Origin of the sequence: Micromonospora sp. FIMYZ51 (assembly GCF_038246755.1) — a bacterium.
Taxonomy (GTDB): Bacteria; Actinomycetota; Actinomycetes; order Mycobacteriales; family Micromonosporaceae; genus Micromonospora.
Map to the genome: position 1 here is coordinate 5,858,490 of NZ_CP134706.1, position 23,131 is coordinate 5,881,620.

Consider the following 23,131-nt stretch of genomic DNA (forward strand, 5'->3'; position numbering starts at 1 on the left):
TGCCGAACTGCCGTCCGAGCACCTGTCCCGAGGCGTGAAACAGCTCGCCAATCCTGGGCGTCCGTATCGCCCCAGCCGGGTCGGATGCGTGTGAGGATGGGTGTATGTCGCACGGCGAGGAACTGTTCGCCCTCGGCGGGGATGTGACCACGGAGCCCAGCTTCGAGTCCGCCCTGCGGGGGTACGAGAAACGGCAGGTGGACCGGTACGTCGCTCGGGCGGAGCACGAAATCGCGGCGCTCGCGGCCGAGCGGGAGCAGGCGTACACCCAGATTCACAAGCTGGCCGGCCAGGTCGAGGTGCTGCAACGTGACCTGGCCCAGGTACGCAAGCAGGTCGGGGTGGTCGACCGGGCCGCGTTCCGACACCTGGGCCCGCGGGTCGAGCAGATCCTCGGGCTGGCCGAGGAGCAGGCCGAGGACATTCTCGCCGCCGCCAACGAGGAGATCGAGGCCCGCCGAGCCGCCGCCGAACACATCATCGAGGAGGCCCGGGGCGAGGCCGCGAAGGCACTCAAGGACTTCGAGATCGCGCTTGCCGCCCGCCGGGCCGAGGAGGAGCGGCAGGCCGCGGCGCGACGGGCCGAGTCGGAGGCCGCCGCCCGCTCGGCCAAGGAGGAAGCCGCCCGGCTGCGCAAGGCCGCCCAGGAGGCGCTGGCCCGAGCCGAGCAGGAAGCCACCCAGCTACGCGACGCCGCCAAGGAGATCCACGCCCGCGCCCAGCAGGAGTCGACAAAGCTCCGCGAGGCCGCACGCACCGCGCTGGCCACCGCCCAGCAGGAGGCGACCCAGCTGCGCGACGCGGCCAAGGAGGTGCACGCCAGCGCCCAGCAGGAGGCGAAACGGCTGGTCGACCAGGCCACCGAGGCGGGTCGGGCCACCCACGCCAAGGCGCGCCAGGAGGCCAAGCAGATCATCGACGACGCCGCAGCGGCCGGGCGGGCAACCCGCGACAAGGCCCGCCAGGAGGCGGAGCGGCTGACCCTCCAGTCCACCGAGGCGGCCAAGCGCACCCGTTCCGAAACCGAGGCGTACGCCCAGCGCATGCGCGGCGAGACCGAGGCGTACGTGCAGCACGCGCGGGCGCAGGCGCAGCAGGAGTTGGGTGCCTGGCGGGCCGGGGTGGAGAAGGAGGTGAACGCCCGACGCGAGGCGGCCGACCGCGAACTGACCGAGCGCAAGGCGACCGCCGAACGCGAGTTCACCAGCCGCCGCGACGAGTTGGAGAAGCAGTACAAGAACCGTAACGCCGAACTGGATCAGCGGATCGCTGCCCGCACGGCGGAGCTCGACGAACAGATCCGCACCCGCACCACCGAGTTCGAGGCACAGCTGCGTACCCGCACCGCCGAGCTGGAGTCCGGGTTCGAGAACCGCCGGGCGGAGCTGGAGGCGGATTACACCACCCGGAAGAACGAGATCGAGCAGGGTGCCGACCAGGTCCGGCAGGCCGCCGAGCAGGATGCCGTCGCGCTGCGCGAAGAGGCCGAGGAGTACGCCGCCACCACCCGCCGGGAGGCCGACGAGTACGTCACCAGCACCCGACGCGAGGCCGAGGAGTACGCCGCGACCACCCGCCGCGAGGCCGACGAGTACGTGGCCTCCTCCCGCCGCCAGTTCGAGGAGTACGCGGCCACCACGCAGCAGCACCTGGCCACCACCCAGCAGCACCTGGCCGCGACGCAGCAGGAAGCGGCGGCCAGCCGCCAGCAGCTCGCCCAGGTGATGCTGGAGATCGCCAAGGCCCAGCAGCAGTTGGCCGATCTGCGCCAGGAGACCTGGAAGTCCCGCCAGGAGTCCGACGAGTTGCAGCGCAAGCTGCTCGAACTACGTCTGGAGACGGCCACCACGCCGCCGGCTCCGACCTCGCCCGCTGGTGCGGGCCCGGGTACGCCGTTGTCCGCCGGTGCGACCGCCCTGGCCGCTGCCGCCGCGACCGTCGGCGACACGTCGGCCGACGGCGGGCGGCCCGACTCGGCCGCGCCGGTCACCGTTCCCGCTGGTGCCTCCGCCAACGGCACCGGACCTGGCACGGATGCCGTCCCGGCGACGAAGCCGGTCGCGGAGCCGGTCACCACGGTCGAGGACGCACCGGTGACGAAGCCGGCCGCCGAACCGACCACCGTCGATGGCAGCGCCGCGAGCGCCGGGGTGGACGGCGAACCGACGGTCGCGGCCATGCCGGGCGAGGGTGGCCGGGGCGCCACCCCGACGAAGATCACCAGCACCGGTGAGAACGGCAAACGCCGCACCAAGCCGACCACCGACGAGCGCAGCGCCAAACCGAGCAAGGTCACCTCGGACTGATCCGGACGGCCCACTCGCCGACACCCCGGCTCGGTGACCCGGTCGACGGCGGCGATCTCGCTACCCTGTCGGCGCGGTGCGGGGCGGTGGCGCGACGGGCACTGAGCCACCGGACGCGAACGGGGAGGCTCAATGGTTCAGGACGAGGCGAAGCAGTCGGCGCCGGACGCGGCCGGCAGCGACGAGAAGGCGGAGCAGGCCACCTCGGCGCCTGCGGCAGCCGCCCCGGCAGTGCCGGCACAGCGCCCGGGTGCCGAGGAGAGCACGGTGGGCGGGGACGCCGGCCGGTTCGGCACTCCCGGGCGTCCGCTGCGGCGCAACAGCTTTCTGGTCGGCTTCACCGGTGCGCTGGGCGTACTGCTCGCGTACGCCGTCTATCTGGGCCTGCGTAACGCGGCCGGGATCCTGGTCCTGGTGGTCATCGCGTTGTTCCTCGCGGTGGGCCTGCACCCGGCGGTGGTCCGGCTGCGGTCCTTGGGGCTGCCGCGCGGGCTGGCCGTGACGGTCGTCGTGCTGATCATGCTGGCGCTGCTCTGCGCCGGGGTGCTGGCTCTGGTGCCGCCGATCGTGACGCAGACCGGGCAGTTCATCGAACAACTGCCGAGCTACCTGGAGACGCTGCGGCGCAACGAGACCATCAACGACCTGGTCGTACGCTTCGACCTGATGCGCCGTGCGCAGGAGGCGGCAAGCGCGGACGTGGTCGGCCGCGCGCTGGGGGGCGTGCTCGGCGGCGCCCAGTTGGTGTTCGGCACGGTGTTCCGGGTGCTGACCGTGCTGGTGCTGACCATCTACTTCCTGGTCTACTTCGATCGGATGCGCGATCTCGGCTACGCGCTGGTCCCCCGGTCCCGGCGCGAGCGGGTGCAACTGATCGGCGACGAGATCCTCACCAAGGTCGGGGCGTACATGGTCGGGGCGCTTACCATCGCGGTGCTGGCCGGCGCGGTCGCGTTCGTCTTCGCGCTCGCGGTCGGCCTGCCGTACCCGTTCGCGCTGGCGGTGGTGGTCGCGGTGACCGACCTCATCCCGCAGATCGGCGCGACGCTCGGCGCGGTGGTCGTCAGCCTGGTCGGCTTCGCCACCAGCCCGTCCGTCGGCATCGCCTGCGTGGCCTTCTTCGTGGTCTACCAGCAGATCGAGAACTACCTCGTCTACCCCAAGATCATGAGAAGGTCGGTGCAGGTCAACGAGGTCGCCGCGCTTGTCGCCGCGCTGCTCGGGGTCTCCCTGCTGGGCGTGATCGGCGCGCTCATCGCCATCCCGACCGTGGCCGCCATCCAGCTCATTCTGCGCGAGGTGGTGATCCCCCGTCAGGACGCCCGCTGAGCCGCGCTACTCGGCCTGACGCTGTTGCGGGCCGGTCACCGGGACGTCCGCGAAGGCGGCCACCGTGCGGTCGGCGTACGCGCTGGCGTCGCCGGTCTCCATCGGGCCGTCCCAGGTGGTGGGGAGCGGCACCGGCACCGCCGGGTTGATCCGCCGGACCACCTCGTCGAGTACGGTCTCGGCATCGCCCACCCAGAGGTGCTTCGCGCCCGGCACCCCGACCACCTCGGCCTGCGGCACCGCGGCGAACCGCTCACGGGCCTGCTCCGGGCGCAGGTAGTCGTCGAACTCCGGCACCAGCGCGGTCAGCGGCTTGCCGGACTCCGCCCAGTGGGTCAGGTCGGCCGGCGCGGAGAAGCGCAGCGGCGGAGAGAGCAGGATCGCCCCGGTCACCGCCGGGTCGCAGCCGTACTTGAGCACCAGGTCGGTGCCGAACGACCAGCCGAGCAGCCAGATGTCGGGCAACTCGTGGAACTCGGCGTACTCGATGGCGGCGGCCACGTCGAAGCGCTCACCGACGGCCGAGTCGAAGGCACCCTCGCTGGTGCCGCGCACGCTGCTGGTGCCGCGCGTGTTGAACCGGAGCACCGCCACGTCGGCCAGGGCGGGCAGCCGCCAGGCCGCCTTGCGGAAGACGTGGCTGTCCATCATCCCGCCATGGGTGGGCAGCGGGTGCAGGCAGACCAGGGTGGCCGCCGGCTCCCGGTCGACCGGTCGGGCCAGCTCACCGACCAGACGCAGGCCGTCCGCGGTGTGCAGCTCGATATCCTCACGGTGGCCGGGCAGTATCGAGGACGCGCGGATGGTTCTGCTCATCCCCACAGTCTCCCGTCTGTCCCGCTGTGCCGCCCGCCGAGCCACCGAGGTGTAAGGAAGGGCACTGCCGGGTCAGCCGTGCCGGGGTGCACCACGACCGCGTTGGATGAGCGGAGCACGCCGGTCGCGGGCCCGCCAGCACCCACTGTGCCAGTGCCGCCGGTCGGTGAGGTCGCCCCGGTCGTCCGCCGGCCACGCCACCACATGCGCCACGCCGGGGCGAATCTCCTGGTCGCAGCCGGGACAGCGGTACGTCTTCACCGACGCCCCGCCGCTGATCCCGCGTACCTGCCAGTCGCCGTCGCGCCAGCGCTGCACCGCGGCCACGCCGTGCCGGGCCCGTTCGACGTCCAGGCCTTCGGCGTCCTCGCGGCGGGGGCGGTTACGACGGGGGCTCACAACATCCAGCGTACGACCGGGGCGGCGACGCCCCGGCGCGGGCTCCAGCATCGATCCGGGCCCGGTCGGCGGCGCCGGCCGACCGGCCGAGGGTCAAGCCGGCCAGCTGAGTGTTAAGAAGGGGCCCTTCCTATACCGCAGGCGTTAATAGGGGGCCCTTCCTTACACCTCAGCGGAAGCCGCGGCCGGTTTTCTGGCCGAGGTGGCCGGCGGTGACCAGATGCTCCAGCAGCGGTGCCGGGGCCAGGCCGGGTTCGCGTGATTCCAGGTAGAGCTTGCGTTGGATGTCCAGCGCCACGTCCAGGCCGACCGCGTCGAGCAGCTCGAACGGGCCCGTCGGGTAGGCGCAGCCGAGCTTCATCGCGTGGTCGATGTCGTCGACGGTCGAGTAGTTGGCCTCCAGCATCCGCACCGCGTCGTTGAGGTAGGGGAACAGCAGCGCGTTGACGATGAACCCGGCCCGGTCGCCGCAGGTCACGCCGGTCTTGCCGAGGGCGGCACAGACCGCCCGAGCGGTGGCGGCGGTCTGCGCCGAGGTACGGATGGTCCGCACGATCTCCACCAGCGGCGTGGTCGGCGCGGGATCGAGGAAGTGCAGGCCCAGCACGTCCGCCGGACGCTGGGTGGCCATCGCCACCTCGATCACCGGCAGCGACGAGGTGGTGGTGGCCAGCACGACGCCCGGCTTGCAGGTCTCGTCCAGGCTGGCGAACAGCGCCTTCTTGGCAGCCAACTCCTCGGCCACCGCCTCGATCACCAGGTCGACGTCGGCCAACGGCTCCAGCGTCGCCTCCGGCGCGACCGAGACGACCTCGTAACCGGCCTTGGTGAAGACCTCGATGAGGCCGGCGGCTCGCGCGCCGGAGCCGACCACGCCCACCTTCGCGATGCCGCGCGCCTCGGCTGCCGCCGCCTGCGCCGGGTTCGGCGTCTGCTCGTCCGGTACGACCTTCGGCGAGCCGGGCCGTTCGTAGGTGTAGAAGCCCCGGCCGGACTTGCGGCCGAGCAGCCCGGCGGTGACCATCTGCCTGAGCAGCGGCACGGGGGCGTGGCGGCGGTCGCGCCCGCCGCGCCGGTACATGGTGTCCAGGATTTCGTACGCGGTGTCCAGGCCGATCAGGTCGAGCAGGGCGAGCGGCCCCATCGGCAGCCCGGCACCGAGCTTCATCGCCGCGTCGATGTCCTCGCGGCTGGCGTACCGGGCCTCGACCATGTCGACGGCATGGTTGAGGTAGCCGAACAGCAGCGCGTTGGCGATGAACCCGGCCCGGTCGCTGATGGTCACGTCGACCTTGCCGAGACGCCCGCAGAGCGCCTCCACGTCGGCCACCACGTCGGCGGAGGTGACCACCGTACGCACGACCTCGACCAGCTTCATCACCGGTGCCGGGTTGAAGAAGTGCAGCCCGACGACCTGGCTGGGTCGGGCGGTGGCCACGGAGATCTCGGTGACGCTTAGCGACGAGGTGTTGGTGGCGAGGACGGCCTCCGGTCGGCAGACCCGGTCCAGCTCGGCGAAGAGCCGCTGCTTGATGTCGAGGCGCTCGGGCACCGCCTCGATCACCAGATCCACCGGGCGCAGCGCGTCCAGCCCGACGGCGAAGGTGATCCGGCCCAGCAGCGCATCCCGATCGGCCTCGGTGAGCTTGCCCCGGGCCACCGCCCGGTCCGTGGAGCCGGTCAGGTTGCTCCGCCCGCGGTCCAGGGCCGCCTCGGAGATCTCCACCGCGACCACGTTCACGCCGTTGCGCGCGAAGACCTCGACGATCCCGGCACCCATGGTGCCCAGACCCACCACACCCACGCTTGTGAACTCACGTGCCATGCCCCGGCCTCCCCTGTCCGCTCGACATCGGCCGGAATTGAACGGCCGCTAAGGTCATGCGCGCGAGTCTGCCACGTGGCAGCTGGTTGGTGCGGCGTGGTGGGTCACGTCACCGGCTAGGAGGTGACCGCCGAAGCGGGTGCCCGGTCGCCGGCAGCGGATGGGTACCGCTCGTCGACGTCCGGCCCGGCGGTCGCGTCGGCCGTGGTCAGGGGAAGCATCAGGGTCTGTTGTCGAGTCGTCCGGGCCGCACCGAAGCTCAGCCCCACCGGATCGGTCCGCGCCACCCCCGGATCATGGAACCGCAGCTCGGTACGGCCGAGCCGGATCACGTCACCGTCGCTGAGTCGGGTCACGCCGGTGCTCCGGTCGCCGTTCACCCAGGTGCCATTCGTGGAGCCCAGATCCTTCAGCGCCACCCCTTCGTCGGTGAGCCGGATCTCGACGTGCCGCCGGCTCAGGTGCGGGTCGCGCATGACGATGTCGACCCTCGGGTCCCGGCCGATCACCTGCGGCTGCCGGCTCAATCGGAACCCGACCCCGCGCATCGGGCCCTTCGATACTGTCAGCAGCGGCGATAGCTGCGGATTCTCCTTCATGGACAGTTCAACTCCCCCAACACCGTACGATCACCCTGCGTCAGGGTGCCATCACCAGATGATCACCTGCACCGCCGCCCGGCTACCCATAAGTGACCGGGCGGGCACTTTCCGTTCGACCCTTGCGGTGCTCAGGCTCGGCACCGACCGGGTGCCGCCCCGCCCACCCACTCCCCTACCGGCCGGTAGCATCCGGGTCTAGACTTCCGCCATGAAGGCTGTGCAGCTGGCCGGCAGCGTGGTGATCGAGGGCAACCAGCTGGTTTCGACCAGCCCGGCGACGGGCGGCGAGGCGGGACGGGTCCCGATCGCCGACACGGCCGAGGTCGTACGCGCCGTCGAGCAGGCCCGCGCCGCAGGTCAGTGGTGGGCGGGGCTCGGCTTCACCGGCCGGCGCGAACGGCTCATGCGCTGGCGACGCCTGCTCGCCCAGCGGATGGAGCAACTGGCGGAGCTGGTGCACGCCGAGGGCGGCAAGCCGATCCCGGACGCGCTCGTCGAGATCGTCACCTCGGTGGAGCACGTCGACTGGGCGGCGCGCAACGCACGTCGGGTGCTCGGTCCCCGCCGGGTCCGCTCCCGGCTGGTCCTGGCCGAGTTCTCGGCCCACCTGGAGTACCAGCCGTACGGGGTGGTCGGGGTCATCGGCCCCTGGAACTACCCCGTTTTCACCCCGATCGGCTCCGCCGCGTACGCGCTTGCCGCCGGCAACACGGTGGTCTTCAAACCCAGCGAGTACACCCCGGTCGTCGGGCAGTGGCTTGTCGACACCTTCGCCGAGGTGGTGCCCGAGCAGCCGGTGTTCACCGCGGTACACGGGCTCGGCGACGTCGGCGCGGCACTGTGCCGGGCCGGTCTCGACAAGCTCGCCTTCACCGGTTCGACGGCGACCGCGAAGAAGGTGATGGCGGCCTGCGCCGAGACCCTGACTCCGGTGCTCGTGGAGGCCGGCGGCAAGGACGCGATGATCGTGGACGCCGACGCCGACCTGGACGCCGCCGCCGAGGCGTGCGTCTGGGGCGCGATGACCAACGCCGGCCAGACCTGCATCGGCATCGAGCGGGTCTACGCCGTCGAGCCGGTCTTCGACGCCTTCGTCGAGAAGGTCGTCGAACGCGCCGGGCGGCTCACCGTCGGTGCGGAGGGTGCCGACATCGGCCCGATCACCATGCCGAGCCAACTCGACGTCATCCGCCGGCACATCTCCGACGCCCTGGCCCGGGGCGGTCGGGCGGCCCTGGGCGGGCCGGAGGCGGTGCAGCCGCCGTACGCGCACCCCACCGTGCTTGTGGACGTGCCCGAGGACTCCGCCGCGGTCCGCGAGGAGACCTTCGGGCCCACCCTCACCGTCAACCGGGTCCGCGACCCGGACGAGGCGATCGCCCGCGCCAACGCCCTGCCGTACGGTCTGGGTGGCTCCGTCTTCGGTCGACGCCGCGCGGTGGCCATCGCGCGGCGCTTGCGCTCCGGGATGGCCTCGGTCAACTCGACCCTCACCTTCGCCGGGATGTCCACCCTGCCGTTCGGCGGGGTCGGCGAGTCCGGTTTCGGCCGGATCCACGGCGAGGACGGGCTGCGCGAGTTCGCCCGCGCCAAGGCGGTCACCCGCCGCCGGGCCCGGTCGCTGCTGCCCTCGACGACCTTCGAGCGGACCCCGACCGACGTCGCCCGCCTGGTCAGGGTGATCAAGACGCTGTACGGCAGGTGACCCGTACCGTTGCCCGGTTCGGGCAGCGACGGCCCGGCAGCGCGGGCGGGCTAGAAGAGGGTGAGTTCGTCGCGCTCGATGCCGCGTAGCCGGTGGTAGTCCAGCACCACGCAGCGGATGCCGCGGTCCGTGGCGAGCACCCGAGCCTGCGGTTTGATCTCCTGCGCGGCGAAGATGCCGGTCACCGGGGCGAGCAGCGGGTCCCGGTTGAGCAGTTCCAGGTAGCGGGTGAGCTGCTCCACGCCGTCGATCTCACCGCGGCGCTTCACCTCGACCGCGACGGTGCCCTGGTTGGCGTCCCGGCAGAGCAGGTCGACCGGGCCGATGGCGGTCATGTACTCGCGCCGGATGAGGGTGAACCCCTCGCCCAGGGTCTCCGGGTTGGCCGCCAGCAGTTCCTGTAGGTGCGCCTCGACGCCGTCCTTGCGCAGCCCGGGATCGACACCCAGGTCGTACGAGGTGTCCTGGAAGATCTCCTCCAGGGTGATCCGCAGTTCCTCGCCGGCCTTGTTCACCACCCGCCAGACCCCGGGCGCCTCCTCCAGCCGGCACGGCGGACTCATCCAGTTCAACGGCTTGTACGCCCGGTCGTCGGCGTGGATGGAGACCGACCCGTCCGCCTTCACCATCAACAGCCGGGTGGCCGGCGGCAGGTGGGCCGAGAGTCGTCCGACATAGTCCACCGAGCACTTCGCAATCACCAACCGCACCCGACGAGGGTAGCGGAGCCGGCGGGAATCGCCACCGAGCACCGCTGGCGTGCCGGTGCGATGCTGAGATCGTGCTCGAATTGCTCACCGGTACCGGCCTCGCCGCCTCGGCGGGACTCAACGCGTACGTTCCCCTGCTGGTGACGGGTCTGCTGGCCCGCTACACAAGCGTGATCGACCTGCCCGGCGGCTGGCAGTGGCTCGGCAACGAGTGGGTGCTGGGCATCCTCGCCGTGCTGCTCGCCGTGGAGGTCGTCGCGGACAAGGTGCCGGTCGTCGACCACATCAACGACGTGGTGCAGACCGTGGTCCGACCGACCGCCGGCGGACTGGCGTTCGGCGCGGGTTCCGCCGCCGAAACGGTGACGGTGACCGACCCGGACAGCTTCTTCGGCAGCACCGGCCAGTGGCTGCCGGTGCTGGTCGGGGTGCTCATCGCGCTCGGCGTACACCTGCTCAAGTCCGCCGCCCGACCGGTGATCAATGCAACCACGGCCGGCTTCGGCGCCCCGGTGGCCAGCACCGCCGAGGACGCCACAAGCGTGCTGATGTCGCTCGTCGCGATCATCCTGCCGGTGCTGGTGCTGGCGTTTCTGGTCGGCTTCGTCCTCTTCCTGCCCTGGTTCCTCAGGCGGCGGGCGGACCGCCGCCGGGAGCGCCAGGCCGCCCGGGACGCCGGCTTCCGGGTCTGATCGACGGTACGCGCCAGCCGTCTGCACCATGCCGGCCGCGGTAACCAACCGCTCGGCGGTCGCCACCCGCCGAACGACGTTGAGAAAATCTCGCGGTGTCCGGAAGAATCTCCCGCGGTCCGCTCATCGCGACCGCCGCCGCCGTGATCAGTGCGGTGGCCCTGCTGGTCGTCACGAATCCACTTAGGCAGCCCGACGGCGTCGGCGCCTTCGTCGACCCCGCCGCCGGAGACCGGGCGGCTCTCGTCGACCAGAGCCAGGGGCCGGACGGGTCCGCGACGACTGGCACTCCGACCCCCGCCGGGGCGGGTCCGGCGGACACGTCGGCCCCGCCGACCGACACCCCGCCCGGGGCGACCCCGCCGGGAACCCTGCCGCCGGTGGTCGACCACGGCCCGCGTACCGGCAACAAGGTGGCGCTCACCTTCGACGCGGACATGACCGACGCCATGCGGTACCAACTGCGCAGCGGTGCCGTCCGGTCGTACGCGAATCTGAAGATCATCGAACGGCTGGAGCAGGACGCGGTGCCGGCCACCTTCTTCCTGACCGGCAAGTGGGTCGAGCAGTACCCGGAGGTGACCCGGCGGATCGCCGACAATCCCCGCTTCGAGTTGGCCAACCACACCTACGGGCACCTGGCCTTCACCGGGGACTGCTACGGGCTGCCCCGGATCGCGCGGCGGAAGATGACCGACGACGTGGCTCGCACCTTCGACATCGTGGCCGCGTACGGCGGTCGGCAGACCCGCTACTTCCGCTTCCCCGGGCTCTGCCACGACCGGACCGCGCTCACCGAACTGGCCCCGCTCGGCCTCACGGTCGTCGACGGCGACGTGGTGAGCGGAGATCCCTTCGCGACCGCCTGGCGACCGATCGTGCGGGCCGTACTGGACGGAGTACGACCCGGCTCGGTGATCGTCCTGCACGTGACGGAGGCCAACGCGCCGATGACCGACGAGGCGCTGCCGCACATCCTGGCCGGACTCGCCGAACGCGGCCTCGAACCGGCACCGCTCTCCGAGGTCCTCGGCGCCCCGGCGGTCGCGCCAGCCAGGTAGCGAACAATCGGGCGAACCAGGTCAGCCGACTCCGTCAAATGCCTAAAATCAGGCAACAGCCTAGAGGAGGTCGCGATGACCGCAGCGATGGAGATGCCCCGGGTCCAGGAATGTGTGGTGGCCGCCTGCGCGTACAACCACACCGGCGACTGCCACGCCTTCGCCATCACGATCGGCAGCATGGACCACGCCCACTGCCACACCTTCATCGAGATGCCCACCGTCCGCGCGGGCGCGGACGGGCAGGTCGCCCAGGTGGGCGCGTGCCAGCGCGCCGACTGCCGCCACAACGAACAGCTGGAGTGCCACGCCCCGTCCATCCGGGTCGGCCCGGACGCAGACATGGCGGACTGCATGACGTACGCCAGCCGCTGAGGCCGCGCCCGACGAGCCGCTGACGGCGCCGTCCTTCCCTGGCCGTCAGCCGTCGCGGCGGGCGGTCCAGCGGAAGGTGGTGACACAGAGCACCAGGCCGATCACGCACCAGGCCGCCAGGACCAGGGCGACCCGGGTCAACTCGAACGAGCCGCCGGGTTCCTGGGCGCCGAAGCTCTCCGGCAGGAAGACCGCGCGCAGCCCCTGGCACATCCACTTGAGCGGGAAGATCGCCGCCACCTGCTGCATCCAGGTCGGCAGGTTGGTGAAGACGAAGAAGACCCCCGAGATGAACTGAAGCACCAGCGCCACCGGGGTGACCACGGCCGAGCCACTGCGGGCGGTACGGGCCAGCGACGAGATCGCGATGCCGCAGAGGGTGCAGGCGGTGATACCCAGGGCGCTGACCCAACCGAAGGTCAACCAGGCGGTCGCGGTGCCCGGCAGGTCCAGGTCGAACAGGACGACCGAGACGGCAAGCAACAGGGCCGTCATCACCACGCCGGTCACCAACACCATGATCACCTTGCCGGCGAACCACACCCACTTCGGCATCGGCGTACCCCGGTAGCGCTTGAGCACGCCACGGTCCCGCTCGATCGGGATCCAGATGCCGAGGTTCTGGAAGCTGACGGTCATCAGACCGGTCGCGATCATGCCGGTGACGAAGTACTGCGTGTAGCTCACCCCCGGCGCGATCTCGTCGTTGAAGATCGACGCGAAGATCAGCACCATGATGATCGGGAAGCCCAGGGTGAACACCACGGATTCCCGGCTGCGCAGGAACTGCCGGATCTCCAGCCGCCCCTGCCGCAGCGCCAGGCTGGCCGGACCGAGCCGACGGGACGCCGGGGCGGTGACCGGCGTCGCCGGATTCGTCGTGGTGGTCATCGGTGTCCGATCATCCGCAGGTAGATGTCTTCCAGGGTGGGCCGGGTGACGGTCAGGCCCGGCACCTCGCCACCGAAGCGCGTGGCCAACTCGGTCACCAGCGCCGTCGGCGTCGCGCTCTGCGCGCTCTCGACCCGACCTTCCGGCGTACGCCAGGAGACCGTGGCCAACGCATCCTGCCGGTTGCCCAGGCTGGCCGGGGTGGCCACCTCGATCAGCCGACCACCGGCGATCACGCCGACCCGGTCGGCTAGCGCCTCGGCCTCGTCCAGGTAGTGCGTGGTGAGCACGATTGTGGTGCCGGCGGCGGAAAGATCCCGGATCAGCTCCCAGAACTCCCGCCGGGCCTCCGGGTCGAAGCCGGTGGTCGGCTCGTCCAGGAAGAGCAACTCGGGGCGGCCGATGATGCCCAGCGCCACGTCCAGCCGCCGCTTCTGTCCGCCGGAGAGGCTGTGCGTACGGGCGCGGGCCTTGCCAGTCAGTCCGACCCGCTCGATCACCTTGTCCGGATCGTCACCGCCCGGGTAGAAACCGGCGAAGTGGCTGACCACCTCGGCGACGGTCAACTCGTCGAACTCGCCGGTGCCCTGCAACACGATGCCGACCCGGCTCCGCCAGTCCGCCGCCGAGCACCCCTGCGAGCCTCGCGGGCGCGAACCGAAGACCAGGTCCGGGTCCAGGCCCAGCACCTGCACCTCGCCGTCGTCCCGGCGACGGTAGCCTTCCAGGATCTCCACCGTGGTGGTCTTGCCCGCGCCGTTCGGCCCGAGCAGGGCGAACACCTCGCCCCGATGGACGTCCAGGTCCAGCCCCGCCACCGCGACGTTCGCGCCGTACGCCTTGCGCAACCCCCGGACCCGGATCGCGACCTCGTCACTCATGCCCTCAAGTGTGCGACCTGCTCCTACCCCCCGTTCGAGGGGGGTGCTGGTGTAAGGAGGGGCCCCTTATTAACGCCTCGGGTAGAGGAAGGGCCCCTTATTAACAATCCACCCGTGCCGGCATCACGCGTTGTTAAAAGGGGGCCCCTGCTATACACCAGGCGTTAACAGGGGGCCCTTCCTTGCACCCCACCCTCAGTAGGAGTAGAAGCCCTGGCCGGTCTTGCGGCCCAGGTCGCCGGCGGCGGCCATGCGCTGGAGCAACTCGGGCGGGAAGAACTTCTCGTCGGCGGTGTCGGTGTAGATGTTGCGGGTGGCGTTGAGCAGCACGTCGACGCCGGTCAGGTCCACGGTGGCGAGCGGGCCCATCGCGTGCCCGAAGCCGAGCTTGCAGGCGGTGTCCAGGTCCTCGGCGGAGATCACACCTGCCTCGACCAGCTTGACCGCCTCCATCGCCAGGGCGCAGATCAGCCGGGTGGTGACGAAGCCGGCGATGTCCCGGTTGACCACCACGACCGTCTTGCCGATCTCCTCGGCGAACGACTTCGCCGTGGCCAGGGTGGCGTCGCTGGTCTTGTAACCGCGGACCAGTTCGCAGAGCTTCATCATCGGCACCGGCGAGAAGAAGTGAGTGCCGACGACCGCCTCGGGACGGTCGGTGGCCGCCGCGATCTGGGTCACCGGGATGGCCGAGGTGTTGGTGGCCAGGATCGCGTCCGCCTTGCAGATCTTGTCCAGCGCGCGGAACACCTCGTGCTTGAGGTCCAGCCGCTCGAAGACCGCCTCCACCACGATGTCCGCGTCGGCCGCCGCTTCCAGTTCGGTCGTCGGGGTGATTCGCCCGATCGTCGCCTCGACGTCGTCCGGGGAGATTTTCCCCTTTTCGGCGAACTTCTCCAGCGACTTCCGGATGCCGTCCACGCCGCGGCGCGTCGCGGCGTCGTCCAGGTCCCGCAGGGTCACCTGCCAGCCTGCCTGCGCCGCCACCTGGGCGATGCCCGAGCCCATCAGTCCGGCACCGACGACCGCAAGTCGACCCGCCATCTGCCTCTCCCTCGCTGCTGATCGAGTGTCTACCTGCACCCTAGTCGGCGAGCCTGAACGGAGGCTAAGGCGGCACCGTCGACGGCCATGTCGAGGCGGAGCCGCCAGCACCGGCCCGGCGACGGACGGCGGGTCAGATGGCCAGGTCGGGTTCCTCGGGCGCGGTGGCCCGTTCGACCTCGATGCCGAGCGCCCGCAGGTCGGCGACGAAGTCGGGATAGCCCCGGTCGACGTGATGGACGTGGGAAACCTCGGTCATCCCGTCTGCGCAGAGCCCGGCGATGATCAGCCCGGCGCCGGCCCGGATGTCGGTGGCCCGTACCGGCGCGCCGGAGAGCCGCTGCCGGCCGCGTACCACCGCATGATGCCCGTCGGTCTTGATGTCCGCGCCCAGCCGCATCATCTCGTTTGCGAACATGAACCGGCCGTCGAAGATGTTCTCGGTGATCAGGGAGGCGCCGTCGCTGAGTGCGGCGAGCCCGATCGCCATCGGCAGCAGGTCGGTGGCGAAGCCCGGATAGGGCAGCGTCACGACGTCGACTGCGGTGGGTCGGTCGTCCATGCGTACCCGGAAGGCGTCCGCCCGGGTCTCCACCAACCCGCCGGCCGCGACCACCTTGTCCAGCGCAACCTCCAGAAACGCCGGGTCCACGCCGGTCACCGTGACGTCGCCGCGGGTCATCGCCGCACCGAAGGCCCAGGTCCCGGCGACGATCCGGTCGCCCACCGTCGCGTGTCGGACCGGTTGCAGCCGGGGTACGCCGACGACCGTGATGGTGGAGGTGCCCTCCCCCTCGATCAGCGCACCCATCCGGATGAGCATGGTGCAGATGTCCACGATCTCCGGCTCGCGGGCGGCGTTGTCGATCACGGTGGTGCCGTCGGCCAGCACCGCCGCCATCAGCAGGTTCTCGGTCGCCCCGACGCTGGGAAAATCCAGGGTGATCTCCGCGCCGTGCAGGCCGTCGGGCGCGGACGCGATCACGAAGCCGTGCTCGCCGGAGATGTCGGCACCCATCCGGGTCAGCCCGGAGACGTGCATGTCCAACCCGCGCGAGCCGATCGCGTCGCCACCGGGGTGGGCCACCCGCACGTAGCCGCGCCGGGCCAGCAGCGGGCCGAGCACGCAGATTGACGCGCGCAGCCGGCGGACCAGGTCGTAGTCGGCCTCGACGCCCGGCCGTTCGGGCACGTCGATGGTGACCGAGCGGGATCGGGCCACCCCGCCGCCGGCAACCATCGGATCGACCGGGTCGTCCGCGTCGAACCGTACGTCGCAGCCCAGCCGGCGCAGCACCTCACCCATGATGGCGATGTCGGTGATCCGCGGCACGTTGGTGATCATGCTTCGGCCGGGGGCGAGCAGCGCGGCGGCCATCAGCTTCAACGCCGAGTTCTTCGCCCCCACCACGTGTACGGTGCCGGCGAGCCGGGCTCCGCCGGAGACCCGGATGACGTCGACGTCGGCGATCCCGGGATCACCCGCGTCACCCGGCCCTACTCCGACGACGCGGCCCGGGCCAGGCTCCGGTCGCGCGGGGATGGTCAGGTCCGGTATCCGTAGGCTGTGCGTCATGGCCGTCCACCTCACGCGCATCTACACCAAGGCCGGCGATGCCGGCATGACCAGGCTGAGCAACAACGAGCAGGTGCCGAAGACCGATCCCCGGATCGCCGCGTACGCGGACGTCGACGAGTGCAACGCGGCGCTCGGCGTGGCCCTCGCCCTGGGCCAACTCGACGACGAACTACGCGCGCTGCTCGGGCAGGTCCAGAACGACCTGTTCGACGTCGGGGCCGACCTGTCCACCCCGGTCGAACCCGAGCCGAAGTACCCACCACTGCGGGTCACTGAGGGATACGTCGAGCGCCTTGAGGGCTGGTGCGACGAGTACAACGGGCGCCTGAGCAAGCTCGACTCCTTCATCCTGCCCGGCGGCACCCCGGGCGCGGCACTGCTGCACGCGGCGCGGACGATCGCCCGGCGCGCCGAGCGGTCGGCCTGGGCCCTCGTCGCACACGACCCCGACCGGACCAGCACCCTTCCGGCAAAGTATCTCAACCGGCTCTCGGATCTGCTCTTTATCCTGTCAAGAACGGCAAATCCCGCCGGAGATGTGCTATGGGTACCCGGCGGAGGCCGGTGACGGTCGGTTCGCTGCACCACGTGGAGCTCTGGGTACCCGACCTGGGCGCCGCAATGCACAGTTGGGGCTGGCTGCTCGGTGAATTGGGCTGGACGCCCTTCCAGGAGTGGCCGGCCGGTCGCTCCTGGCGGCTCGGCCCGACCTACCTGGTACTGGAGAAATCCCCCGCACTCTCCGGTCGGCGGCATGACCGGCTCGCGCCCGGCCTGAACCACCTGGCCTTTCACGCCGGTCCACCCGCCGCGGTGGACCGGCTGGTCGAGCAGGCCCCAGCGTACGGCTGGGAGTTGCTCTTTCCCGACCGCCACCCGTACGCCGGCGGCATCGACACCTACGCCGCGTACCTGACCGACGGGCAGGGTTACGAGGTGGAACTGGTGGCATCCGATGGCGAGCCGCCCGGCCCGTCGCGCTGAGCGGGCTCGGCCGGGAGCAGGACGGTGCGGCCGGGCCGGAAAGGAGTTCGTCAGCGTCCGCGCTAACCAACCGGCCGTGCGCATCACCCTGACCGGCCAGCGGTACGAGGCACTGGTCGTCGGTGTCGACGACGCGGCGGCCGTGGCGGCTGCGGTACGCCGATGAGCACCGACCGCGCACTCGATACGAGCTGACCTGACCCGAAGACGCCGGAAAGCCGGCACCCGCTCCCGGGTGCCGGCTTTCCGTTCGTCTGTGGTCAGCTGTTCCAGTGTTCGGCGACCAGGTCAGCGGCCTGCTGCTCCCACTGGGCGTACAGGAACGGGTGCGCCGACACCTGCACCGTCTGCGCGGCCTCGGTCAACGGCATCTCCTGCCACCCGTCGACCTGCTTCAGACCCTTCAGGAACGCCGTGGTCGAGTACTGCGGATCGGTGATCTGCTCCACCGTGCCCCAACCCGAGGACGGACGCTGCTGGAACAGGCCCTGCGAGTCGTGGTCGTTGCGGTCACCGAGGTGACCCAGGTTCTCCAGCTTCGACTCCTGCAACGCGGTCGCGATCGACACCACCGCGGCCCGCTCGTCCATACCGGCCTTCTTCGTCGCCGCGATGATCGCCTTCACGTTCTCGGTCTGCTCATCGGTCAACTCGATCCGCGACTGCTCACCCTGCACACCATGCGGAATCAGCTTGCTGTTGTCGGGCTTGTCGGCCTGCACCACACCCACCGGCTTACCGGCAGCCAGCGCGCCACCATCGACGTGCGCCGCGACCGGACCGGCGACCATGCCACCGGCAAAAGCCAGACCAGCAATACCCAACACACTCTTACGCAGCATCGTGTTCATGACAAAGGCTCCATTCGGGGGTTGGCGCACACACCGACGACACGGGGGATGCCGGGCGCACGCAAGCACCGTCCGGCGCTCACAAACAAGGGAAAGATCAGAGATCCAGCACGCGGGGCCAGAAAGCCACTTCGCGACGCCGGGACCAGGTATAACCACCGCCGGCCCGCCATCATTCCGGGCCCCACGACCCGGGGCACATCCCAGGGGCCTGCTGCGGTCGGTCACCCGGTTACAACGCCCCGGCCACCCCGCCGATTCCGCGCCCAGGATGCCGCCGGTCACAGCGGGATACGACAGCCGGCAGGGCATCTGACATACCACGCGAAGACCCCGGTCGAGCGAAGGCGGACACCTGGCACATCCGGGCAGAGCGCACGCAGCGCGCGGTCTGGCCCGCCGTGCCCGGCGGAGGGATCACGCCTGACCGCCCGGAGCCGGGCACGGCGGGCCACACCCCTCAAGCGGTGGAGATCAGGCCGCCGGCCAGTCCTGGGAGGCCACACGTGGCGAGACCGCCCCCGGAGGGGCGGCCTCAAGCCAGGAGAGGAATCCGGTGACCGTGGACCGCGCCATGGCGATCTCGACCGGAGCGTGTCGACTGGTACAGCGGAGGATGATCCAGTCAGCCGGCATGGACATCCGTTCCTGCCCCTCGGGCAGTCGCCGTCGCTCCACGGCGAGCGTGTCGCGGGACAGCACCCGCCGGGGGCGTACCGCGAAACTGAACATCCGGTACCAGCGGAGTTCGTCGCCGACGAACCGGCCGAAGCCGGGCGCCCAGCCACGACCGTCGAGCACGGTGGTGGTACGGACGCTGAGCCGGATGATGCCCCCGCTACGCGTGACCAGGGCCCGCCGAATGAAGAGGAACAGGATCGCGCCGAGGACTACGGCGAATCCGATTCCGATTCCTTCGACGATCTCCATCGGCGGGTCGGCTCAGTTGCCCGCAGCGGAGGTCGGGGTCGCGGTCTCGGCCAGCACCGTGACACCCCGGTCGCTCACCGACAGGAAACCGCCGGCCACCTCGTAGGCGATCTGCTCGCCACCGGGAAGCTTGATGCGTACCTGACCGGGCTCGGCGAGTTGACCGAGCATGGGCGCGTGACCCGGCAGCACGCCCAGCTCACCCTCGGTCGTCCGGGCGGTGACCAACTCGGCCTTGCCGGACCAGACCTTCTCCTCGACGGCCACGAGCTGGACGTTAAGCGGCTCTGCCACGCTGTCTCCTTGCTGAGCGGCGGATTGGGGAAATTCTAGTCGCGCCTCGGACCTGTTCATCATGCGGGTGCCGAGACCTGCGCCACGATCAGCCCTTGTTCACCAGCTTGGGATGTTCCAGCAGGAAGTGATCCAGCAGATTCCGTTCCAGGGCGACGAAGAAATCCTCGACCTCGGGCTCGAACCGCTCACCGCGGTACTTCCCGTTCTCGAAGACGCCACCGCCCGGTAGCTTGATCATCTGGATGTTTCCGGGACGGATGTCCTTGAGTGCGAGGCCGAAGTCGACCACGCTGTGGCCCCGACCGCTGAAGATCAGCGACTCGCCGGCCGCCCGGAGCACCCGGTCCAGCTTCACCGGGTTGGTCACCACGTCGGCGCTGAACGCCTGGCCGGCCATCGCCTTGACGAACTGCTGCTGGTGCCGCTGCCGTCCGTAGTCACCGTCGGGCACCCCGTTCTCCGGGTACCGCTGGCGGACGTAGTCAAGCGCCTGCCAGCCGCTCAGGTGCTGCTTACCCTTCGGGTAGACCGCCTGTGGCCCGATGTAACCCTCGCCGTTGGGGTTGCCCTTGCGATGCTTGCCGTCCGGTTCGCGGTGTTCGGAGCGGACCTCCCGCTCGATGTTCATGGTGACGCCACCCATGGCGTCGACGATCTTCCTGAATCCGGCGAAGTTGATGATCGCGCCAGCGTCGAAGCGCTTGATCCCGGTGACCTTCTGTGCGGTGAGAGCGAGCAGTTCGAAGCCGCGCGCCGGGTCCGGCTTCCCGTCGGGCACCCGGCTGCCGAACGACATCGCGTCGTTCAGCTTGCTTGTGGTGCCGTTGAAGCCCGCCTTGGGAAACGGCGGGATCTCGACGTAGAGGTCTCGCGGCAGCGAGAAGAGGTACGCCCGGTCCAACTCCTCGGGCACATGCAGGACCATGATCGCGTCGGCCAGGGGCGGGGTGTCGTCGTCCCGCGGGTCGATGCCGACCAGCAGGATGTTGAGCGGACCCTTGATGTCGCTCTTACGTTCGCTGGCACCGGCCGCCTGATCGCCGAAGAGGTCCGCCTTGCCGACCGCGCCCTCGTAGCGGGCCATCAGCGCCTCGGCACCCACCAGGGACGTGCCGCTGAGCACCATCAGGACGACACCGAAGATGGTGCAGAGCTGCGCCCAGCGGGGCACGCCCCGCCACACGGACGGTTTACCGCCACGCCTGCCGCGCCTGCCACCCCTGCCGGCCTTGCCCACGAGCATCTCCGTTTCGTCGCGCCCCCTGGGGGATACGTGCGCGCGTAGCCGATTGGTTGAACATTCTCGCCGCCCACTTGCAAAGAGCGTGGCTAGACGGTATCTCGCGATCGACCAGATCGCCGAGCACCGAACCGTCGCCGACGGCACCGGGTGGCTCGGCGCGACAATGCGGAAGGCCGCCCCGGCGTTCACCGGGACGGCCTTCCTGCGTCGGGTCGAGGACCCGGACGTCAGCTCTTCATCAGCTCGGCGGCCTTCTTCTCCAGGTCGTCGAGCCCACCGCACATGAAGAACGCCTGCTCGGGGAAGTGGTCGTACTCACCCTCGCTGATCTTCCGGAACGCCTCGATGGTCTCCTTGATCGGGACCGTCGAGCCCGGCACACCGGTGAACTGCTCCGCCGCGTAGGTGTTCTGCGACAGGAAGCGCTCGATCCGACGGGCCCGCTGGACCGTGATCTTGTCTTCCTCGGAGAGCTCCTCGATACCGAGGATGGCGATGATGTCCTGTAGGTCCTTGTAGCGCTGGAGGATCCGCTTCACCTCACTGGCCACCTGGAAGTGCTCCTGGCCGACGAACTCGGGAGCCAGGATCCGCGACGAGGACGCCAGCGGGTCCACCGCCGGGTAGATGCCCTTGTCGGAGATGGAACGCTCCAGGTTGGTGGTCGCGTCCAGGTGGGCGAAGGTGGTCGCCGGGGCCGGGTCGGTGTAGTCGTCCGCCGGCACGTAGATCGCCTGCATCGAGGTGATCGCCTGGCCCCGGACCGAGGTGATCCGCTCCTGGAGCTCGCCCATCTCGTCGGCAAGCGTCGGCTGGTAACCCACCGCGCTCGGCATCCGGCCGAGCAGGGTGGAGACCTCGGAGCCGGCCTGGGTGAAGCGGAAGATGTTGTCGATGAAGAGCAGCACCTCCTGCTTCTTCACGTCCCGGAAGTACTCCGCCATGGTCAGCGCGGAGAGGGCGACCCGCAGCCGGGTGCCCGGCGGCTCGTCCATCTGGCCGTAGACCAGCGCGGTCTTGTCGATGACGCCGGAGTCGGTCATCTCGTGGATCAGGTCGTTGCCCTCGCGGGTGCGCTCACCCACACCGGCGAAGACCGAGGTGCCACCGAAGTTCTTGGCGACCCGGGTGATCATCTCCTGGATGAGCACCGTCTTGCCCACGCCGGCACCGCCGAACAGGCCGATCTTGCCGCCCTTGACGTACGGGGCGAGCAGGTCGATGACCTTGATGCCGGTCTCCAGCATCTCGGTCTTCGGCTCCAGGTCCGCGAAGGCCGGGGCCTTGCGGTGGATGCCCCAGTGGTCGTCGGCCTGGATGGTCTCACCCTCGGTGAGGTTGAGGCACTCGCCGATGGCGTTGAAGACGTGGCCCTTTACCGCGTCGCCGACCGGAACCCGGATCGGGAAGCCGCTGTCGCGCACCTCGGCACCACGGACCAGACCGTCGGTGGGCTGCATCGAGATCGCGCGGACCAGGTTGTCACCCAGGTGCTGGGCGACCTCCAGGGTCAGCGTCTTCTCGCCGCCGGAGAGGGTCACGTCGACGTTCAGGGCGTTGAACAGGTCCGGCATGGCGTCGCGCGGGAACTCGGCGTCGACGACCGGGCCGATGACCCGGACCACGCGACCCGTGGCCGTCTTGGTCTCTACTGGGGCAGTCATCACACTTCACTTCCCGACGCGGCCAGCGCGTTCGCGCCGCCGACGATCTCACTGATCTCCTGGGTGATCCCGGCCTGGCGGGCCGAGTTCATCTCACGCGTGTACTTGTCGATCATCTCTTCGGCGTTGTCGGTGGCGGCCTTCATCGCCCGCCGACGGGCCGCCGACTCGCTCGCCGCCGACTCCAGCAACGCCGCGTAGATCCGCGTGTTGATGTACTTCGGCAGCAGCGCGTCGAGCAGCGCCTCCGGGTCCGGCTCGAAGTCGTAGTCCGGCAGGGCACCGGGCGCCGCCTCCGCGCGGGGACGCTCCTCGACCTGCAACGGGCCGATGATCCGGGTGACCGGAGTCTGGGTCATCAGCGACTTGAACTCGGTGTAGACGATGTGCAGCTCGTCCACCCCACGCACACCGTCCGGGCCGGGGCCGCCGTCGACGTCGTCCGCGCCGGCGGTGAACGCCTTGATCAGCGTCTCACCCACCTCGCGGGCGTCGGCGAACGACGGCTGCTCCGAAAAGCCCGTCCAGCTGGCCTCGATCGGCCGGTTGCGGAAGCGGTAGAACGACACCCCCTTGCGCCCGACGACGTAGAGCACCGGCTCCTTGCCGTCGGCCTGAAGGCGGGCGATCAGCGACTCCGCCGTACGGATGGCGTTGGAGCTGTAACCGCCGGCCAGACCCCGGTCGGCGGTCACCAGCAGCACGCCCGCCCGCCGCACCTGCTCGCGCGGGGTCAGCATCGGGTGGTCGATCCGCGCGTTGGAGGCCAGCGCCGTGAGGACGCCGGTGATGGCCCGGGCGTACGGCAGGGACGCCTCCACCCGGGCCTGGGACTTGGCGATCCGGCTCGTCGCCACGAGCTCCATCGCCTTGGTGATCTTCTTCATCCCCTTCGCCGAGCGAATGCGTTGACGAAGAACACGTACCTGCGCCGCCATGGCCCGGCC

At 70.2% G+C, this 23,131-nt stretch carries 23 protein-coding genes; 8 read left to right on the forward strand and 15 right to left on the reverse strand.

Translation table 11 applies throughout. From position 1 onward, the window contains the following. Positions 1–104: 104 nt before the first annotated feature. Together QQG74_RS26155 and QQG74_RS26160 are read left to right on the forward strand one after the other, a co-directional pair. Positions 105–2,306 (forward strand): hypothetical protein, encoded by a 2,202-nt coding sequence (locus tag QQG74_RS26155; RefSeq protein WP_341717346.1) that lies wholly within the window; start codon positions 105–107, stop codon positions 2,304–2,306. Positions 2,307–2,438: 132 nt separating this feature from the next. Further along, positions 2,439–3,635 carry an AI-2E family transporter gene (locus QQG74_RS26160; RefSeq protein WP_341717347.1) on the forward strand — a complete coding sequence of 399 codons (1,197 nt, stop codon included), beginning with the start codon at positions 2,439–2,441 and terminating at the stop codon, positions 3,633–3,635. Positions 3,636–3,641: 6 nt separating this feature from the next. On the opposite strand, the gene QQG74_RS26165 is transcribed toward QQG74_RS26160, so the two are convergent. From QQG74_RS26165 to QQG74_RS26180, 4 genes are all read right to left on the reverse strand, one after another. Beyond that, positions 3,642–4,451 carry an alpha/beta hydrolase gene (locus QQG74_RS26165; protein WP_341717348.1) on the reverse strand — a complete coding sequence of 270 codons (810 nt, stop codon included), beginning with the start codon at positions 4,449–4,451 and terminating at the stop codon, positions 3,642–3,644. Between the two features lie 72 nt (positions 4,452–4,523). Continuing rightward, positions 4,524–4,850: a hypothetical protein gene (locus QQG74_RS26170; protein ID WP_341717349.1), complete on the reverse strand. Its 327-nt coding sequence runs from the start codon at positions 4,848–4,850 to the stop codon at positions 4,524–4,526. 169 nt (positions 4,851–5,019) lie between these two features. Then, positions 5,020–6,675, reverse strand: a complete 1,656-nt coding sequence (locus tag QQG74_RS26175) for a 3-hydroxybutyryl-CoA dehydrogenase (RefSeq protein ID WP_341717350.1) — start codon at positions 6,673–6,675, stop codon at positions 5,020–5,022. Positions 6,676–6,791: 116 nt separating this feature from the next. After that, a complete protein-coding gene (locus QQG74_RS26180; RefSeq protein WP_341717351.1) occupies positions 6,792–7,274 on the reverse strand; it encodes an FHA domain-containing protein in 483 nt (160 codons plus the stop codon). A gap of 211 nt (positions 7,275–7,485) precedes the next feature. Here QQG74_RS26180 and QQG74_RS26185 point away from each other — a divergent pair, with 211 nt between their 5' ends. Further along, positions 7,486–8,982, forward strand: a complete 1,497-nt coding sequence (locus tag QQG74_RS26185; protein ID WP_341717352.1) for an aldehyde dehydrogenase family protein — start codon at positions 7,486–7,488, stop codon at positions 8,980–8,982. A gap of 50 nt (positions 8,983–9,032) precedes the next feature. Here QQG74_RS26185 and nucS read toward each other — a convergent pair whose 3' ends face one another. Then, entirely contained in the window at positions 9,033–9,692 is a 660-nt protein-coding gene (nucS, locus tag QQG74_RS26190) for an endonuclease NucS (protein ID WP_341717353.1), read from the reverse strand. Positions 9,693–9,763: 71 nt separating this feature from the next. Here nucS and QQG74_RS26195 point away from each other — a divergent pair, with 71 nt between their 5' ends. The 3 genes from QQG74_RS26195 (at position 9,764) to QQG74_RS26205 (ending at position 11,820) form a co-directional block, all read left to right on the forward strand. Beyond that, positions 9,764–10,384 (forward strand): DUF4126 domain-containing protein, encoded by a 621-nt coding sequence (locus QQG74_RS26195; protein WP_341717354.1) that lies wholly within the window; start codon positions 9,764–9,766, stop codon positions 10,382–10,384. A 95-nt stretch (positions 10,385–10,479) separates the two neighbouring features. Next, entirely contained in the window at positions 10,480–11,445 is a 966-nt protein-coding gene (locus QQG74_RS26200) for a polysaccharide deacetylase family protein (RefSeq protein ID WP_341717355.1), read from the forward strand. A gap of 75 nt (positions 11,446–11,520) precedes the next feature. Further along, positions 11,521–11,820 carry a DUF1540 domain-containing protein gene (locus tag QQG74_RS26205; protein WP_341717356.1) on the forward strand — a complete coding sequence of 100 codons (300 nt, stop codon included), beginning with the start codon at positions 11,521–11,523 and terminating at the stop codon, positions 11,818–11,820. A 45-nt stretch (positions 11,821–11,865) separates the two neighbouring features. On the opposite strand, the gene QQG74_RS26210 is transcribed toward QQG74_RS26205, so the two are convergent. From QQG74_RS26210 to murA, 4 genes are all read right to left on the reverse strand, one after another. Further along, complete coding sequence (locus QQG74_RS26210; protein ID WP_341717357.1) at positions 11,866–12,711, reverse strand: ABC transporter permease; 846 nt, start codon at positions 12,709–12,711, stop codon at positions 11,866–11,868. After that, complete coding sequence (locus tag QQG74_RS26215) at positions 12,708–13,592, reverse strand: ABC transporter ATP-binding protein (protein WP_341717358.1); 885 nt, start codon at positions 13,590–13,592, stop codon at positions 12,708–12,710. The genes QQG74_RS26210 and QQG74_RS26215 overlap by 4 nt, the downstream gene beginning before the upstream one ends. A 195-nt stretch (positions 13,593–13,787) precedes the next feature. Continuing rightward, positions 13,788–14,636: a 3-hydroxyacyl-CoA dehydrogenase family protein gene (locus QQG74_RS26220; RefSeq protein ID WP_341717359.1), complete on the reverse strand. Its 849-nt coding sequence runs from the start codon at positions 14,634–14,636 to the stop codon at positions 13,788–13,790. 133 nt (positions 14,637–14,769) lie between these two features. Then, positions 14,770–16,212, reverse strand: coding sequence for a UDP-N-acetylglucosamine 1-carboxyvinyltransferase (gene murA, locus QQG74_RS26225; protein ID WP_341717360.1), 1,443 nt, complete (start codon positions 16,210–16,212; stop codon positions 14,770–14,772). On the opposite strand from murA, the gene QQG74_RS26230 reads away from it, so the two are divergent. Both QQG74_RS26230 and QQG74_RS26235 read left to right on the forward strand, forming a co-directional pair. Further along, entirely contained in the window at positions 16,211–16,783 is a 573-nt protein-coding gene (locus QQG74_RS26230) for a cob(I)yrinic acid a,c-diamide adenosyltransferase (RefSeq protein WP_341717361.1), read from the forward strand. The two genes, murA and QQG74_RS26230, sit on opposite strands and share 2 nt — an antisense overlap. Continuing rightward, positions 16,759–17,199, forward strand: coding sequence for a VOC family protein (locus QQG74_RS26235; protein WP_341717362.1), 441 nt, complete (start codon positions 16,759–16,761; stop codon positions 17,197–17,199). Before QQG74_RS26230 ends, QQG74_RS26235 begins: the two co-directional genes overlap by 25 nt. 260 nt (positions 17,200–17,459) lie before the next feature. On the opposite strand, the gene QQG74_RS26240 is transcribed toward QQG74_RS26235, so the two are convergent. The 6 genes from QQG74_RS26240 to QQG74_RS26265 all read right to left on the reverse strand — a co-directional run bounded on the left by QQG74_RS26240 (position 17,460) and on the right by QQG74_RS26265 (position 23,122). Beyond that, positions 17,460–18,050 carry a hypothetical protein gene (locus QQG74_RS26240; protein ID WP_341717363.1) on the reverse strand — a complete coding sequence of 197 codons (591 nt, stop codon included), beginning with the start codon at positions 18,048–18,050 and terminating at the stop codon, positions 17,460–17,462. A 474-nt stretch (positions 18,051–18,524) separates the two neighbouring features. Continuing rightward, positions 18,525–18,980, reverse strand: a complete 456-nt coding sequence (locus tag QQG74_RS26245; protein WP_341717364.1) for a DUF2550 domain-containing protein — start codon at positions 18,978–18,980, stop codon at positions 18,525–18,527. A 12-nt stretch (positions 18,981–18,992) separates the two neighbouring features. Further along, positions 18,993–19,274: a F0F1 ATP synthase subunit epsilon gene (locus QQG74_RS26250; RefSeq protein ID WP_341717365.1), complete on the reverse strand. Its 282-nt coding sequence runs from the start codon at positions 19,272–19,274 to the stop codon at positions 18,993–18,995. 88 nt (positions 19,275–19,362) lie between these two features. Continuing rightward, positions 19,363–20,520, reverse strand: a complete 1,158-nt coding sequence (locus QQG74_RS26255; protein WP_341717366.1) for an LCP family protein — start codon at positions 20,518–20,520, stop codon at positions 19,363–19,365. A gap of 227 nt (positions 20,521–20,747) precedes the next feature. After that, on the reverse strand, positions 20,748–22,184 hold the full coding sequence (atpD, locus tag QQG74_RS26260) for a F0F1 ATP synthase subunit beta (RefSeq protein ID WP_341717367.1): 1,437 nt from the start codon (positions 22,182–22,184) through the stop codon (positions 20,748–20,750). Beyond that, positions 22,184–23,122: a F0F1 ATP synthase subunit gamma gene (locus QQG74_RS26265; protein ID WP_341717368.1), complete on the reverse strand. Its 939-nt coding sequence runs from the start codon at positions 23,120–23,122 to the stop codon at positions 22,184–22,186. The genes atpD and QQG74_RS26265 overlap by 1 nt, the downstream gene beginning before the upstream one ends. Positions 23,123–23,131 lie beyond the last annotated feature (9 nt).